We start from the raw sequence: 15,248 nt of genomic DNA, 5'->3' as shown, positions 1-15,248 counted from the left end.
CGCCTCGGTGGCCGGGGCGGGCGACACCGCCGCGCTGGACGCCGAGGCCGCCCGCAAGCTGGCGCTGAGCGGCTCGGCGGCCACCGAGGTCGCGCACACCGGGTGGCCCTGGGTCGCGCTGGTCGGCGGGGTGCTGCTGGCCCTCGCCGGACTGCTCACCCTGCGCTACGGGCGGGGCTGGCCGGCCATGGGCAGCCGCTACGAGGCTCCGACCCGCCGGACCCCGGCGAGGACCGACACACCGGGCGACCTGTGGAAGGCGCTGGACCGCGGCGAGGACCCGACCGCGGTGTGAGCTGCGCGCATGTGACGCGATAGACCCGCCACCCGCTTTGGGTCACCGATGTGTGGCCCGGCACAATGGAACCCGTCAACCCGCCGGCGGCCCCGCAGGCCCGGCCGGGCCCCGAGAGCCAAGGAGCACCATTCAGATGGCAGCAGCAGCACACGGCCACACCCCCGCCGCCTGGACCGGCGTCGTCATCTCCTTCGTCGGCTTCGGCGTCGCGGGCGTCGCGATGATCCTGCCGTCGGTGCTGCTGGTGTGGGTCGGCCTGGCGGTCGTCCTGGCCGGCGGTGTGGTCGGCAAGGCGATGTCCCTCGCCGGCATGGGCCAGCAGGCCAGCGCCAACGTCTACAAGTCGACCGAGGAGCAGCTCGCGGCCCGTGAGGCTCGCGCCGCCGTCGCCGCCTGACGACCGGCTCGTCGCACCACACGTTTGTCGTACATCGGAACGGCGGGCGCGCCACGCCCGCCGTTTCGTCGTGTCCGGGCCCGACCCGGGCAGAATCGGGGCGTGAACGCCGCCCCCACCGCCTCCGCCCTGCCGCCCGTGCTGCGCCGGCTGAGCCCGCCGCTGACCGCGCTGGCGGCGGTGGCCGTCCCCACCGCGTACGTCGCCGTGGTGGACCCGAACACCCCCGGGCACTACCCCGACTGCCCGTTCCTGACCGCCACCGGCCGGTGGTGCCCCGGCTGCGGGGGGTTGCGCTGCGTCCACGCGTTGACCCACGGGGACCTCACCGGCGCCCTGCACGACAACGCCGTCGCCGTCCTGCTGTTCGGCGTGCTGGCGGTGCTCTGGCTGCGCTGGGCCTGGGCCGCGCTGACCGGCGGGCCGCCGCCCCGGATCACCGTCGGGGTCCGGCGCTGGGCGCTGATCGCCTTGCTGGTGCTGGTGTTCACGGTGGTGCGGAACTCGCCGGTCGGCGCGGGGCTGGCGCCGCCGCTGGTCTGAGCCGGCCGCCGAAGCGTGTTTCCCGGCCACCGAACCGCGCTTCCCGGCCACCGGCCGCAATCGGCCCCAAGTCCGTCCGAAAACCGGTGCGGGGCCGGTGAAAGCGCAGCTGAGGACCGCTGGAACGGGCGTCCGGTCCGCGAGACGCGGTTCGAACCGATGCGCCCCCCGCCCCCGGGTGCCGATACCATCGAAGAGCTGGTGGGCTGTCGCCCGCCGGCTCGTGCTGGCCAACTGGCAGAAAAGATGGGGGCTCCTGAGTGAGTGTGCTCGACTCGATCATCGAAGGGGTCCGCGAGGACCTCGCCGAGCGGCAGGCCCGGGTCTCCCTGGACGAGCTCAAGGAACTCGCCGCCAAGGCACCGGAGGCCAAGGACGGCGTCGCCGCCCTCAGGGGCGACGGGGTCCGGGTGATCTGCGAGGTGAAGCGCTCCAGCCCGTCCAAGGGCGCCCTGGCCTCGATCGCGGATCCGGCCGCCCTGGCGGTCGACTACGCGGCCGGCGGTGCCGCCGCGATCAGCGTGCTGACCGAACAGCGCCGCTTCGGCGGTTCGCTGGCCGACCTGGACGCCGTCCGCGCCGCGGTGGACACCCCGCTGCTGCGCAAGGACTTCATCGTCACCGCCTACCAGCTGTGGGAGGCCCGCGCGCACGGCGCCGACCTCGCGCTGCTGATCGTCGCGGCCCTCGACCAGCCGGCCCTGGTGTCGCTGATCGAGCGTGCCGAGTCGATCGGCCTCACCCCGCTGGTCGAGGTGCACGACGAGGAGGAGATCAAGCGCGCGGTGGACGCCGGCGCCCGGATCATCGGTGTCAACGCGCGCAACCTGAAGACGCTCGAAGTGGACCGCAACACCTTCGAGAACGTCGCCCACGCCATCCCGGAGGGCATCGTCAAGATCGCCGAGTCCGGCGTGCGCGGCCCGCTGGACGTGATCAACTACGCCAACCTCGGCGCCGACGCGGTGCTGGTCGGCGAATCCCTGGTGACCGGCAAGGACCCGCGGGCGGCGGTCGCCGACCTGGTCGCCGCCGGGGCCCACCCCGCCGTCCGGCACAAGGACTGACGCCACCCGATGAAGATCGCCACCCGACTCGCCCCCGGCTGCCGCCCGCGCGGCTGCCGTGCACCCGCACGCCGGGTGCTGGGGCGTCGGGTGCGGTACGTCATCGGGTGCGAGCCCGGGCAGGTGCCGGGGCGGCGATGGCGCGTGACGTCCGGCTGAGGAACCAGCCGATCGGCCGGATCCTCGGCCGGTCAGACGTCATCGTCGTTCATCTCCGTCTTCGTCAAGGGAAAACACCATGTCCGAAAAGGACTACCTGCCCGGTGCCCAGGTGCCGGACGCGCGCGGCTACTTCGGCGCGTACGGCGGCCGCTTCATCCCCGAGGCACTGGTCGCCGCGGTCGAGCAGGTCGCCGAGGAGTACGAGAAGGCCAAGGCCGACCCGGCCTTCGCCGCCGAGCTCGACGCGCTGCTGAAGGACTACACCGGGCGCCCGAGCCCGCTGACCGACGTGCACCGCTTCTCCGCCGAGGCGGGCGGCGCGCGCATCCTGCTCAAGCGCGAGGACCTCAACCACACCGGCTCGCACAAGATCAACAACGTGCTGGGCCAGGCGCTGCTCACCAAGCGGATGGGCAAGACCCGGATCATCGCCGAGACCGGCGCCGGCCAGCACGGCGTGGCCACCGCGACCGCCTGCGCGCTGTTCGGCTTCGACTGCACCATCTACATGGGTGAGGTCGACACCGAGCGCCAGGCGCTCAACGTCGCCCGGATGCGGATGCTCGGCGCCGAGGTGGTGGCCGTCAAGTCCGGCAGCCGGACGCTCAAGGACGCCATCAACGAGGCGTTCCGGGACTGGGTCGCCAACGTCGACTCCACCCACTACCTGTTCGGCACGGTTGCCGGGCCACACCCGTTCCCGATGATGGTCCGGGACTTCCACCGGATCATCGGGGTCGAGGCGCGGCAGCAGGTGCTCGACCGGACGGGGCGGCTGCCCGACGCGGTCGTGGCCTGTGTGGGCGGCGGCTCCAACGCGATGGGGATCTTCCACGAGTTCATCCCGGACGCCGGGGTGCGGCTGATCGGCTGCGAGGCCGCCGGCGAGGGCGCCGAGACGCCCCGGCACGCGGCCACCCTCACCAAGGGGGACCCGGGGGTGCTGCACGGCTCCCGGACGTACGTCCTCCAGGACGAGGACGGGCAGACCATCGAGTCGCACTCGATCTCGGCGGGGCTGGACTACCCGGGGGTCGGGCCGGAGCACGCCTGGCTGAAGGACACCGGACGGGCGGAGTACCGGCCGGTCACGGACGACGCCGCGATGCAGGCGCTGCGGCTGCTGTCCCGTACCGAGGGGATCATCCCGGCCATCGAGAGCGCCCACGCGCTCGCCGGGGCGCTGGAGCTGGGGCGCGAGCTCGGGCCGGAGGCGACCATCCTGGTCTCGCTGTCGGGGCGCGGGGACAAGGACATGCACACTGCGGCCGAGTACTTCGGGCTGTATGACGAGAAGACCGACGGCTCGGGCAACGGCTCCGCCGAGGGGGGTAAGTGATCATGACTTCCAAGCCGAGTGCCGGCAAGCTCAGTGGCAGGCTGGCGGCCGCCAAGGCGGAGGACCGGGCCGCGCTGATCGGATACCTGCCGGCCGGGTTCCCGACCGTGGACGGCGGCATCCGGGCGATCAAGGCGCTGATCGAGGGCGGCTGCGACGTGGTCGAGGTCGGGCTGCCGCACTCCGACCCGGTGCTCGACGGTTCGGTCATCCAGACCGCCGACGACATCGCGCTGCGGGGCGGTGTGCGGATCAAGGACGTGCTGCGGACCGTCCAGGAGGTCGCCGCTGCGCACCCCGAGGCGGCGGTGCTCGTGATGACGTACTGGAACCCCGTCGACCGCTACGGCGTGGCGCGGTTCGCGGCAGACCTGGCGGCCGCGGGTGGGGCCGGATGCATCCTGCCGGACCTGCCGGTCGAGGAGTCCGAGGAGTGGCGCAAGGCGGCGGACGAGCACGGACTGGACACCGTGTTCGTGGTCGCTCCCAGCAGCAAGGACGCGCGGCTGGCGGAGGTCACGGCGGCGGGGAGCGGGTTCGTGTACGCGGCCGCGGTGATGGGCGTGACCGGGACCCGGACCGCGGTCGGCTCGATGGCCGAGGACCTGGTCGCTCGGACCCGGGCGACGACGGACCTGCCGGTCTGTGTCGGGCTCGGGGTCTCGGACGCGGTGCAGGCGGCGGAGGTCGCCCGGTTCGCGGACGGGGTGATCGTGGGGTCGGCGTTCGTGAAGCGGATCCTGGCCGCGGGCCAGGACGAGGCGGCGGCGCTGGATGCCGTGCGGGGGCTGGCGGGGGAGCTGGCTTCGGGCGTGCGGAGGCGCTGACGCGCGGTGGAAACGCCGGACCGGCGGCCCCTCACTCCTTCGGGAGTGGGGGGCCGCCGGGCTTTGAGGGCTGGGGTGGGCTTTCGGGAGGGTGGGGGTGGGTGGGACGGGCGGGGTGGGGAGGCGGTGGGGGTGCGGACCCGAACGGGTGAACAAAGAGTGGGGACACGCATCAGCCGGGGTTGACCGACGTTGAGAGGAGGGACGAGTACACGAACGGTTGTGGGGGTGAGTGGAAGGGGTAAGCCGGTGCGGGGTCTCCAGCGGGCCGTTCTGCTGCGGGCGGCGGCCGCCGTGTTGGTGCTGGGTGGTGCGGTCGGGGTGCATGCCCAGGTGGGGCACGCGCTGGCCAAGCGGGGGGCCGAGCGGGCGGAGCGGGAGGCGGTGGCCTGTGCGGAGGCGGCTCGACATCCGGATCTGTTCGAGGCGGGGTGGCCGGCGGGGTGTCGCTGACGTGCGGATGTTCGGTTTGTTCGGACAGAACGTCACCCACCAGGCTTAATTCCCGAATACGGAGGAACCACCCTCCGCCTCTGACGGTTCATCAGGGAGTGAACGAGTTTCCCGAGGGGGGTTCCCTGATGGTCGCGCAGCCCGACGGCTCCGCGCCCACGTCGACGGCGGGCCGGCCGGTGCCGGTCTGGAGTGAGTGGCTCGGCACGGTCGTCCGGCTCGGCCTCGCGGTGGTCTGGGGGTGGGCCGGGTTGGCGAAGATCTCCGACCCGGCGGAGGCCGCGCAGGCCGTCCGGGCCTACGAGATCCTGCCCGAGGGCCTGGTCAAGCCGGTCGGTTACGGCCTGCCGTTCCTGGAACTGGCGCTGGCGCTGCTGCTGCTGGTGGGCCTCGGTGTCCGGCTGGTGGCCGGAGTCTCCGCGCTGCTGCTGCTGGCCTTCATCGCCGGGATCGCCTCCGCCTGGTCGCGCGGCATCTCGATCGACTGCGGCTGCTTCGGCGGCGGCGGGCACGTCGACGAGTCCCAGACGAAGTACCTCCAGGAGATCCTGCGCGACACCGGGTTCCTGTTGCTGGCCGGCCGGCTGCTGTGGCGGCCCCGTACCCGGCTGTCGGTGGACCGCTGGCTGGCGAGCTGACCCCCACATCCCTGCACCCGACGAAGGCCCCGACCGTGGATGTCAAGGCAATGAGCGAGAAGAACCGAGAAGGCAAGCGCACCGCCCGCGAGCGGATGCAGGAGCACCGGGCGGCCGAGGAGGTCTCCTCCCGGCGCAGGAAGAAGCTGATCGTGGGCGGTTCCGTGCTCACGGTGATCGCCGCCGCGGTGATCGTCGGCGTCGTGGTGCAGAACCAGCGCTCCAAGCCGGAGACGCCGACCGCCGCCCCGGCCGGGACGATCGGCGACAAGAACCTGGTCATCCCGGTCGGCGCGGGCAACGCGCCCGCCGTCCTGACGGTCTACGAGGACCCGCGCTGCCCCGCCTGCGGCGCCTTCGAGCGCGAGTTCTCGTCGACCATCGACCAGCTGGAGGACGGCGGGAAGATCTACACGAACTACCACATCGTGTCGTTCATCGACCGGGCCGCGGGGGGCAAGGGCTCCAGGACGGCCGCCAACGCGCTGGGCTGCGCCCAGAACGCCGGGCACTTCCGCGACTACCACGACGTGCTGTACCGCAACCAGCCGGACGAGACCAACGACGCCTTCGCCGACAAGGCCGTCCTGATCGGCCTGGCCAAGCAGGTCAACGGCCTGGACACGCCCGAGTTCCAGTCCTGCGTCAAGGAGAACAAGTTCGGTGGGTGGGTGTCCGCGGTGCAGCAGGACTTCGACAAGTCCAGCTTCAAGTCCACTCCCACGGTGCTGCTCAACGGCCAGCCGATCTACCCGAAGAACGGCAGCGAGGAGATCACCCCGGCGAACCTGGTGAAATGGGTGGACGCCGCGAACCAGGGCAAACAGCTGGGCACGGCGGGCTCGCACGGGCAGACGCCGGCGCCGACCAGCACCGCGTCGGAGGCGAACAACCCGTCGCCGACGGCCGGCTGAGCCCGTTCCGCCGCGCCGCCCCCTCCCCGTCCGGAGGGGGCGGCGCCGCCCGTTGTTCGATTTCTGTGACCCCAAGGGTGTCCGAGCGGGCCTTCGGACCCTGTAGCGTCGGAACTGCCATGGATATCGCCTACATTCCCAGCCCGTCGCGGGGCGTCCTGTACCTCGGACCGATCCCGCTGCGCGCCTACGCCTTCTGCATCATCCTCGGTGTCGTCGTCGCCGTCTGGCTCGGCAGCAAGCGCTGGGTCGCCAGGGGCGGCGCCAAGCACACCGTCGGCGACATCGCCGTGTGGGCCGTGCCCTTCGGCCTGGTCGGCGGCCGCCTGTATCACGTGATCACCGACGGCGGCCGACTGTACTTCGCCGAGGGGAAGAACCCCTGGGACGCCCTCAAGATCTGGGAGGGCGGCCTCGGCATCTGGGGCGCGGTCGCACTGGGCGCGGTCGGCGCCTGGATCGGCGCCCGACGCCGGGGCGTGCCGCTGCCCGCGTACGCCGACGCCATCGCGCCGGGCATCGCGCTCGCGCAGGCGCTGGGCCGCTGGGGCAACTACTTCAACCAGGAGCTGTACGGCCGGTCGACCACCCTGCCGTGGGGCCTGGAGATCAACAGGACGCTGCCCGACGGCGAAGTCGTGAAGGGCGTCTACCACCCGACCTTCCTGTACGAGTCGCTGTGGTGCGTCGGTGTCGCGCTGCTGGTGATCTGGGCGGACCGCCGGTTCAAGCTGGGCCACGGCCGGGTGTTCGCGCTGTACGTGGCCGCGTACACGGTGGGCCGGTTCTGGACCGAGTGGCTGCGGATCGACGAGGCGCACGTCTACCTCGGCCTCCGGCTGAACGACTGGGTGTCCATCGCGGTGTTCATCGGCGCCGTGGCGTACTTCGTGATCGTGGGGAAGAAGCGGCCCGGGCGGGAGGATCCGGCGAGCATCGATCCGGCCGCGCACGTGGCGGAGGACGCCCAGGCCGAGGGGAAGAGCGACGAGAAGGGCAGGGGGAAGCCGGTACCGCGCAAGCCCGCGGAGCCCGAGGACGAGAAGGTGGCCGCCGAAGCGGTCGGCGAGGACGCCAGGAACCCGATCTGACCTGGGACTTCCCCCGGCTGAGGCCACCCTTCGCGAGGTTTGCGAAGGGTGGCCTCAGTGGTGTTCGGACAGCCTTACTTTGCTGGAAATGCCCAGGTCAGACGGGCTACGTTCGGGGCTGACGAACGACGACGGAGGGGAACGACGATGAGTGCGATCGCTGTGGAAGCCGATGCCGGACACCAGCCCCGGATACCCGCGGCCGACCACCACCGGGATGTCAACGGCGGTTGGCTGCGGCCGGCCGTGTTCGGTGCGGTGGACGGGCTGGTGTCCAACTTCGCGCTGATGACCGGGGTGGTCGGCGGTGCGGCGTCCAACGGGACGGTGATCCTGACCGGGCTGGCGGGCCTGGCGGCCGGCGCCTGCTCGATGGCGGCGGGGGAGTACACCTCGGTGGCCTCGCAGCGGGAGCTGGTGCAGGCCGAGATCGAGGCCGAGCGGCTGGAGCTGAGCCGCAACCCGCACGGGGAGCTGGCCGAGCTGGCCCAGCTGTACGTCTCGCGCGGGGTGGACCCGGAGCTGGCCCACGAGGTGGCCCGGCAGCTGTCCGCGGACCCGGAGCTGGCCCTGGAGGTGCACGCCCGCGAGGAGCTGGGCATCGACCCGACCGAGCTGCCCTCGCCGCTGGTGGCGGCCGGCTCGTCGTTCCTGTTCTTCGCGCTCGGTGCGCTGCTGCCGCTGCTGCCGTACCTGCTGGGGGCGACCTCGCTGCTGCCCGCACTGCTTCTGGCGGGGGCCGGGCTGTTCCTGTGCGGCGCGGTGGTGGCCCGGGTGACGGCGCGCAGCTGGTGGTTCAGCGGGCTGCGGCAGCTGGTGCTGGGCAGTGCGGCGGCCGGGGTGACCTACCTGCTCGGGTGGCTGATCGGCGGCCACGTGGGGTGACCGGCAACCGTGCATGGTTATGCTGGACAGTGAGTGACGTTTCACACATGGGCATCGGGCAACGCCTGGCCTAGTCTCATCATTCGGGCCCCCGTGCCGCGGATTCGCAACCGCGGACGGGCTCCCGAGATGGATTCGCAGGCGCCCATGATCGGCTCCGGTGGCGATCCGGTTTCGCCCCTGTTTCAGGCCGTGGACGGTTGGGCACAATCGTCGGGACGTGCACTGTGGCACGTCCTCCTCACACAGCCCCTGACCAGCGCATCATCCCGCCATGTGGACGGGGTATTCCGCTTCTCGGGATCACGGGCATCATGTAACTTGCACGACACCGCACCATCGCATCAGGGCCAACGTCGTCCCTCCTTGCACCACTTGCCGAAAGACGACGACGGGAGAGCCGATGCTGTCTGCATCCATGCACTCCGCCAACGAGCCCCAGGCCGGCGCCGCCCGCCGGCCGTACGCGCTCGTGCCGGATGCGCGACCTGCTGCCCAGGGCCTGTACGACCCGCGGAACGAGCACGACGCCTGTGGCGTCGGTTTCGTCGCCACACTGACCGGCATCGCCGACCACACCATCGTCGAGCAGGCGTTGAACGTCCTGCGCAACCTGGAGCACCGCGGCGCCACCGGCGCCGAGCCGGACTCCGGTGACGGTGCGGGCATCCTGACCCAGATCCCGGACGCCTTCCTGCGCGGGAAGGTCTCCTTCGAACTCCCGGCGGCCGGGTCCTACGCCGTCGGCATCGCCTTCCTGCCGGACACGGACGAGGCCGACGCCGCCGTCGCGCGGATCGAGTCCATCGCCGCCGAAGAGGGGCTGACCGTCCTCGGCTGGCGCGACGTGCCGGTCACCCCGGACCTGCTCGGTGCCACCGCGCGCAGCGTGATGCCGCGGTTCCGCCAGCTCTTCCTCGCGTCGGAGCCCGCCGGGCAGGGCCCGGCCGGTGACGGCAAGGCCGGCATCGAGCTGGACCGGGTCGCCTTCGTGGTCCGCAAGCGCGCCGAGCGCGAGGCCGGGGTGTACTTCCCGTCGCTGTCCGCGCGCACCATCGTCTACAAGGGCATGCTGACCACCGGCCAGCTGGAGCCCTTCTTCCCCGACCTGTCGGACCGCACCTACGCCTCCGCCATCGGCCTGGTGCACTCGCGGTTCTCCACCAACACCTTCCCGAGCTGGCCGCTCGCCCACCCGTACCGCTTCGTCGCGCACAACGGCGAGATCAACACGGTCAAGGGCAACCGCAACTGGATGCGGGCCCGGGAGTCGCAGCTGGCCACCGACCTCATCCCCGCCAACAGGAACGGGCAGGGCCTGGAGCGGATCTTCCCGATCTGCACCCCGGAGCACTCCGACTCCGCCTCCTTCGACGAGGTCCTGGAACTGCTCCACCTCGGCGGCCGCTCGCTGCCGCACTCGGTGCTGATGATGATCCCGGAGGCGTGGGAGAACCACGCCACCATGAACCCGGCCCGCCGCGCCTTCTACCAGTACCACTCCAACCTGATGGAGCCCTGGGACGGCCCGGCCTGCGTCACCTTCACCGACGGCACCCAGATCGGCGCCGTGCTCGACCGCAACGGCCTGCGCCCGGCCCGGTACTGGATCACCGAGGACGGCCTGGTCGTCCTCTCCTCCGAGGTCGGCGTGCTCGACATCGACCAGGAGAAGGTCGCCAAGAAGGGCCGCCTCCAGCCCGGCCGGATGTTCCTGGTGGACACCGCCGAGGGCCGGATCGTCGAGGACGAGGAGATCAAGTCCGCCCTCGCCGCCGAGCACCCGTACGAGGAGTGGGTCGGCGCCGGGCAGATCCAGCTCGCCAAGCTGCCCGAGCGCGAGCACATCGCGCACACCCACGCCTCCGTCACCCGCCGCCAGCAGACCTTCGGGTACACCGAGGAGGAGCTGCGGGTCATCCTCGCGCCGATGGCGCGCACCGGCGCCGAGGCGCTCGGCTCGATGGGCACCGACTCGCCGATCGCCGCGCTGAGCGAGCGGCCGCGCCTGCTGTTCGACTACTTCGTGCAGCTCTTCGCGCAGGTCACCAACCCGCCGCTGGACGCCATCCGCGAGGAACTCGTCACCTCGCTGCTGTCCAACCTCGGCCCCGAGGGCAACCTGCTGGCCGCCGAGTCCGCCTCCTGCCGCTCGGTCGGCATCACCTTCCCGGTGATCGACAACGACGAGCTGGCCAAGCTCGTCCACATCAACGCCGACGGCGACCAGCCCGGCCTCAAGGCCGTCACGCTCTCCGGCCTCTACAAGGTCGCCTCCGGCGGCGAGGGCCTGGCCTCCCGGCTGGCCGCGATCGCCGCCGAGGCCGACGCCGCGATCGCCGACGGCGCCCGGATCATCGTGCTCTCCGACCGGCACTCGGACGCCGAGCACGCGCCGATCCCCTCGCTGCTGCTCACCTCGGCCGTTCACCACCACCTGATCCGCACCAAGCAGCGCACCCAGGTGTCGCTGCTGGTCGAGGCGGGCGACGTCCGCGAGGTGCACCACGTCGCGCTGCTGATCGGCTACGGCGCCGGGGCGGTCAACCCGTACCTGGCGATGGAGTCGGTCGAGGACCTGGTCGCCCAGGGCACGTATCTGAACGAGGGGGGCATCGCGGGCGTCGAGCCCGAGAAGGCGATCCGGAACCTGATCAGGGCGCTCGGCAAGGGCGTGCTCAAGGTCATGTCCAAGATGGGCATCTCGACCGTCGCCTCCTACCGCGGCGCCCAGGTCTTCGAGGCCATCGGCCTCTCCCAGGACCTGGTCGACGGCTACTTCGCCGGCACCACCACCAAGCTCGGCGGCATCGGCCTGGAGGAGATCGCCCGCGAGACGGCCGCCCGGCACGCCAAGGCGTACCCGGCCTCCGGCATCCCGGCCGCGCACCGCGCGCTGGAGATCGGCGGCGAGTACCAGTGGCGCCGCGAGGGCGAGCCGCACCTGTTCGACCCGGACACCGTCTTCCGGCTCCAGCACTCCACCCGCAACCGCCGGTACGACATCTTCAAGCAGTACACGGACCGGGTGAACGAGCAGTCCGAGCGGCTGATGACGCTGCGCGGTCTGTTCCAGCTGGACGGCCTCGGGCGGGAGCCGGTCCCGGTCGAGGAGGTCGAACCGGTCTCCGAGATCGTCAAGCGCTTCTCCACCGGCGCCATGTCGTACGGCTCGATCTCGCGCGAGGCGCACGAGACCCTGGCCATCGCGATGAACCGCCTCGGCGGCAAGTCCAACACCGGCGAGGGCGGCGAGGACCCGGAGCGGCTGTACGACCCGGAGCGCCGCTCGGCGATCAAGCAGGTCGCCTCCGGCCGGTTCGGCGTCACCTCCGAGTACCTCGTCAACGCGGACGACATCCAGATCAAGATGGCCCAGGGCGCCAAGCCCGGCGAGGGCGGCCAGCTGCCCGGCCACAAGGTGTACCCGTGGGTCGCCAGGACCCGGCACTCCACCCCGGGTGTCGGCCTGATCTCGCCGCCGCCGCACCACGACATCTACTCCATCGAGGACCTGGCGCAGCTGATCCACGACCTCAAGAACGCCAACCCCGCGGCCCGCATCCACGTGAAGCTGGTGTCCGAGGTCGGCGTCGGGACGGTCGCCGCGGGTGTGTCCAAGGCGCACGCGGACGTCGTCCTGGTGTCGGGGCACGACGGCGGGACGGGCGCCTCGCCGCTCACCTCGCTGAAGCACGCGGGCGGGCCCTGGGAGCTCGGGCTCGCGGAGACCCAGCAGACGCTGCTGCTCAACGGGCTGCGCGACCGCATCGTCGTCCAGACCGACGGCCAGCTGAAGACCGGCCGCGACGTGGTGATCGCCGCGCTGCTCGGCGCCGAGGAGTTCGGCTTCGCGACCGCCCCGCTGGTGGTCTCCGGCTGCATCATGATGCGCGTCTGCCACCTGGACACCTGCCCGGTCGGCGTCGCCACCCAGAATCCGGTGCTGCGCGAGCGGTTCTCCGGCAAGCCCGAATTCGTGGTCAACTTCTTCGAGTTCATCGCCGAGGAGGTCCGGGAGATCCTGGCCTCGCTGGGCTTCCGCTCGATCGAGGAGGCCGTCGGCCACGCCGAGCACATCGACGCCCGCGCCGCGATCGACCACTGGAAGGCGGCCGGGCTGGACCTCGCCCCGCTGTTCCACGTGCCGGCGCTGCCCGAGGGCGCCGCCCGGCACCGCACCACCACCCAGGACCACGCGCTGGACAAGGCCCTGGACAACCAGCTGATCGCGCTGGCCGAGGACGCCCTGGAGCGCGGCGACACCGTCCGCATCCAGCTGCCGATCCGCAACGTCAACCGCACGGTCGGCACCATGCTCGGCCACGAGGTGACCAAGCGGTACCGGGGCGAGGGCCTGCCGGAGGGGACCATCGACGTCACCTTCACCGGCTCCGCCGGGCAGTCCTTCGGCGCGTTCCTGCCGCGCGGCGTGACGCTGCGCCTGGAGGGCGACGCCAACGACTACGTCGGCAAGGGCCTCTCGGGCGGCGTGGTCGTCGTCCGCCCGGCCCGCGAGGCGGCGGCCATCGGCAACGACGCGCAGAACCACGTCATCGCCGGCAACACCATCGGCTACGGCGCCACCTCGGGCCGCGTCCACCTGCGAGGCAAGGCCGGCGAGCGCTTCGCCGTCCGCAACTCCGGGGCCACCCTGGTGGTCGAAGGCGTGGGCGACCACGGCCTGGAGTACATGACCGGCGGCCGGGTCGTCGTCCTCGGCGAGACCGGACGCAACCTCGCGGCGGGCATGTCCGGCGGCATCGCGTACGTCCTGGACCTGCGCCCCGCGAACGTCAACGACGGCATGGTGGGCATCGAGGCCCCCACCGCCGCCGACCGCGACTGGCTGCGCGAGACCGTGCAGCAGCACTACGAGGAGACCGGCTCCACCGTCGCCGCCGAACTCCTGGCGGACTGGGGCAGTGGGGTCTCCCGCTTCTCCAAGATCATGCCGACCGACTACAAGGCAGTGCTCGCCGCCAAGGACGCCGCTGAGCGCGATGGCCTCTCCGAGGCCGAGACCACTCGCAAGATGATGGAGGCGGCTAATGGCTGACCCCAAGGGCTTCCTGACCACGCCCAAGCAGCCGGCGGAGCGCCGCCCGGTCGACGTCCGGATCAAGGACTGGAACGAGGTCTACGTCGAGCGCAGCCTCCTGCCGATCATCACCAAGCAGGCCGGCCGCTGCATGGACTGCGGCATCCCGTTCTGCCACAACGGCTGCCCGCTCGGAAACCTCATCCCCGAGTGGAACGACCTGGCCTACCGGGACGACTTCGCCGGGGCGATCGAACGGCTGCACGCCACCAACAACTTCCCGGAGTTCACGGGCCGCCTGTGCCCGGCCCCGTGCGAGTCCGCGTGCGTCCTCGGCATCAACCAGGACGCGGTGACCATCAAGAACGTCGAGGTCACCATCATCGACAAGGCCTGGGACCGGGGTGGGGTCACCCCGCAGGTGCCCGAGCGGCTGTCCGGCAAGACCGTCGCCGTGGTGGGCTCCGGCCCGGCCGGCCTCGCCGCCGCCCAGCAGCTCACCCGGGCCGGGCACACCGTGGTGGTGTACGAGCGGGCCGACCGGATCGGCGGACTGCTGCGCTACGGCATCCCCGAGTTCAAGATGGAGAAGCGCCACATCAACCGCCGCATCGAGCAGATGCGGGCGGAGGGCACCCGGTTCCGCACCGGCGTGCACGTCGGCGAGGACATCACCGGGCAGCAGCTGCGCGAGCGCTTCGACGCCGTGGTGGTCGCGGCCGGCGCCACGACCGCCCGCGACCTGCCGGTGCCCGGGCGCGAGCTCAAGGGCGTGTACCAGGCCATGGAGTACCTGCCGCTGGCCAACAAGGTGCAGGAGGGCGACTTCGTCGAGTCGCCGATCAGCGCCAAGGGCAAGCACGTGGTGGTGATCGGCGGCGGCGACACCGGCGCGGACTGCGTCGGCACCGCGCACCGGCAGGGGGCGGCCTCCGTCACCCAGCTGGAGATCATGCCGCGGCCCGGCGAGGAGCGGCCCGGCCACCAGCCGTGGCCGACCATGCCGATGACGTACAAGGTCACCTCCGCGCACGAGGAGGGCGGCGAGCGGATCTACTCCGTCAGCACCACCCACTTCAGCGGCGACGAGGACGGCAACGTCCGGGAACTGCACCTGGTCGAGGTGGAGTTCAAGGACGGCCGGTTCGAGCCGGTGCCGGGCACCGAGCGGGCCGTCCCGGCGCAGCTGGTCACCCTGGCCATGGGCTTCACCGGGACGGACGTGAGGAACGGGCTGGTCGAGCAGCTGGGAGTGGACCTCGACGCGCGCGGTAACATTGCCCGCGATGGCCGGTTCGCCACCAATGTCGATGGCGTGTACGTCTGCGGAGACGCCGGCCGTGGCCAGTCGTTGATCGTCTGGGCCATCGCGGAGGGCCGTTCGGCCGCCGCCGCGGTGGACGGATACCTGGGCGGCAAGACCCCGCTTCCGGCCCCGATCCGGCCCACGGACCGCCCCCTGGTGGTCTGACGGGCGGACGGTCCCGACCGGCCCCCACCGAACGCCCGGCGCCGCATCGCCGGGAGCTCAACCCGCTGCCCCCGCCAGTGTCGCCGGGCCAACGCGGTCTCCTGGCGCCTGCCCTCTTCCCC

General features: G+C 71.7%; 13 protein-coding genes. All 13 read left to right on the top strand.

Features of this window, described 5'->3' with window-relative positions; genetic code table 11:
- A partial coding sequence (locus tag KS423_RS05525) for a Trp biosynthesis-associated membrane protein (protein WP_224275525.1) occupies positions 1–295 on the top strand: 295 nt, incomplete at its 5' end.
- A 136-nt stretch (positions 296–431) separates the two neighbouring features.
- On the top strand, positions 432–695 hold the full coding sequence (locus KS423_RS05520) for an HGxxPAAW family protein (RefSeq protein ID WP_224275523.1): 264 nt from the start codon (positions 432–434) through the stop codon (positions 693–695).
- 102 nt (positions 696–797) lie between these two features.
- Complete coding sequence (locus tag KS423_RS05515; RefSeq protein ID WP_224275521.1) at positions 798–1,238, top strand: DUF2752 domain-containing protein; 441 nt, start codon at positions 798–800, stop codon at positions 1,236–1,238.
- 260 nt (positions 1,239–1,498) lie between these two features.
- Positions 1,499–2,305: an indole-3-glycerol phosphate synthase TrpC gene (gene trpC / locus KS423_RS05510; RefSeq protein ID WP_224275520.1), complete on the top strand. Its 807-nt coding sequence runs from the start codon at positions 1,499–1,501 to the stop codon at positions 2,303–2,305.
- Between the two features lie 9 nt (positions 2,306–2,314).
- Positions 2,315–2,464, top strand: coding sequence for a tryptophan biosynthesis modulator TrpM (gene trpM / locus KS423_RS48390; protein ID WP_374119904.1), 150 nt, complete (start codon positions 2,315–2,317; stop codon positions 2,462–2,464).
- Between the two features lie 79 nt (positions 2,465–2,543).
- Positions 2,544–3,806, top strand: a complete 1,263-nt coding sequence (gene trpB / locus KS423_RS05505) for a tryptophan synthase subunit beta (RefSeq protein ID WP_224275517.1) — start codon at positions 2,544–2,546, stop codon at positions 3,804–3,806.
- Between the two features lie 2 nt (positions 3,807–3,808).
- Positions 3,809–4,633, top strand: coding sequence for a tryptophan synthase subunit alpha (trpA, locus tag KS423_RS05500; RefSeq protein ID WP_224275515.1), 825 nt, complete (start codon positions 3,809–3,811; stop codon positions 4,631–4,633).
- A 581-nt stretch (positions 4,634–5,214) separates the two neighbouring features.
- Entirely contained in the window at positions 5,215–5,724 is a 510-nt protein-coding gene (locus KS423_RS05495; RefSeq protein ID WP_224275512.1) for a MauE/DoxX family redox-associated membrane protein, read from the top strand.
- 50 nt (positions 5,725–5,774) lie between these two features.
- Positions 5,775–6,638 (top strand): thioredoxin domain-containing protein, encoded by an 864-nt coding sequence (locus tag KS423_RS05490; protein ID WP_224275510.1) that lies wholly within the window; start codon positions 5,775–5,777, stop codon positions 6,636–6,638.
- Between the two features lie 119 nt (positions 6,639–6,757).
- On the top strand, positions 6,758–7,729 hold the full coding sequence (gene lgt / locus KS423_RS05485; RefSeq protein ID WP_224275508.1) for a prolipoprotein diacylglyceryl transferase: 972 nt from the start codon (positions 6,758–6,760) through the stop codon (positions 7,727–7,729).
- A 147-nt stretch (positions 7,730–7,876) separates the two neighbouring features.
- Complete coding sequence (locus KS423_RS05480) at positions 7,877–8,614, top strand: VIT1/CCC1 transporter family protein (protein ID WP_224275505.1); 738 nt, start codon at positions 7,877–7,879, stop codon at positions 8,612–8,614.
- Positions 8,615–9,032: 418 nt separating this feature from the next.
- On the top strand, positions 9,033–13,673 hold the full coding sequence (gltB, locus tag KS423_RS05475) for a glutamate synthase large subunit (protein ID WP_224275537.1): 4,641 nt from the start codon (positions 9,033–9,035) through the stop codon (positions 13,671–13,673).
- The gene (locus KS423_RS05470) at positions 13,666–15,126 is read left to right on the top strand and encodes a glutamate synthase subunit beta (RefSeq protein ID WP_224275502.1); all 1,461 of its coding nucleotides are present in this window, start codon (positions 13,666–13,668) and stop codon (positions 15,124–15,126) included. Before gltB ends, KS423_RS05470 begins: the two co-directional genes overlap by 8 nt.
- Positions 15,127–15,248 lie beyond the last annotated feature (122 nt).

Source organism: Streptomyces sp. LS1784 (assembly GCF_020103755.1).
Taxonomy (GTDB): Bacteria; Actinomycetota; Actinomycetes; order Streptomycetales; family Streptomycetaceae; genus Kitasatospora.
The sequence above is the reverse complement of the archived record's forward strand: the minus strand, read 5'-3'. Positions and strand labels throughout refer to the sequence as shown.

Bases quoted from the DNA above. Each gene is read 5' to 3' on its own strand.
- KS423_RS05520 (WP_224275523.1), top strand. From the start codon at position 432: ATGGCAGCAGCAGCACACGGCCACACCCCCGCCGCCTGGACCGGCGTC.
- trpM (WP_374119904.1), top strand. From the start codon at position 2,315: ATGAAGATCGCCACCCGACTCGCCCCCGGCTGCCGCCCGCGCGGCTGC.
- trpB (WP_224275517.1), top strand. From the start codon at position 2,544: ATGTCCGAAAAGGACTACCTGCCCGGTGCCCAGGTGCCGGACGCGCGC.
- trpA (WP_224275515.1), top strand. From the start codon at position 3,809: ATGACTTCCAAGCCGAGTGCCGGCAAGCTCAGTGGCAGGCTGGCGGCC.
- KS423_RS05495 (WP_224275512.1), top strand. From the start codon at position 5,215: ATGGTCGCGCAGCCCGACGGCTCCGCGCCCACGTCGACGGCGGGCCGG.
- KS423_RS05490 (WP_224275510.1), top strand. From the start codon at position 5,775: ATGAGCGAGAAGAACCGAGAAGGCAAGCGCACCGCCCGCGAGCGGATG.
- lgt (WP_224275508.1), top strand. From the start codon at position 6,758: ATGGATATCGCCTACATTCCCAGCCCGTCGCGGGGCGTCCTGTACCTC.
- KS423_RS05480 (WP_224275505.1), top strand. From the start codon at position 7,877: ATGAGTGCGATCGCTGTGGAAGCCGATGCCGGACACCAGCCCCGGATA.
- gltB (WP_224275537.1), top strand. From the start codon at position 9,033: ATGCACTCCGCCAACGAGCCCCAGGCCGGCGCCGCCCGCCGGCCGTAC.
- KS423_RS05470 (WP_224275502.1), top strand. From the start codon at position 13,666: ATGGCTGACCCCAAGGGCTTCCTGACCACGCCCAAGCAGCCGGCGGAG.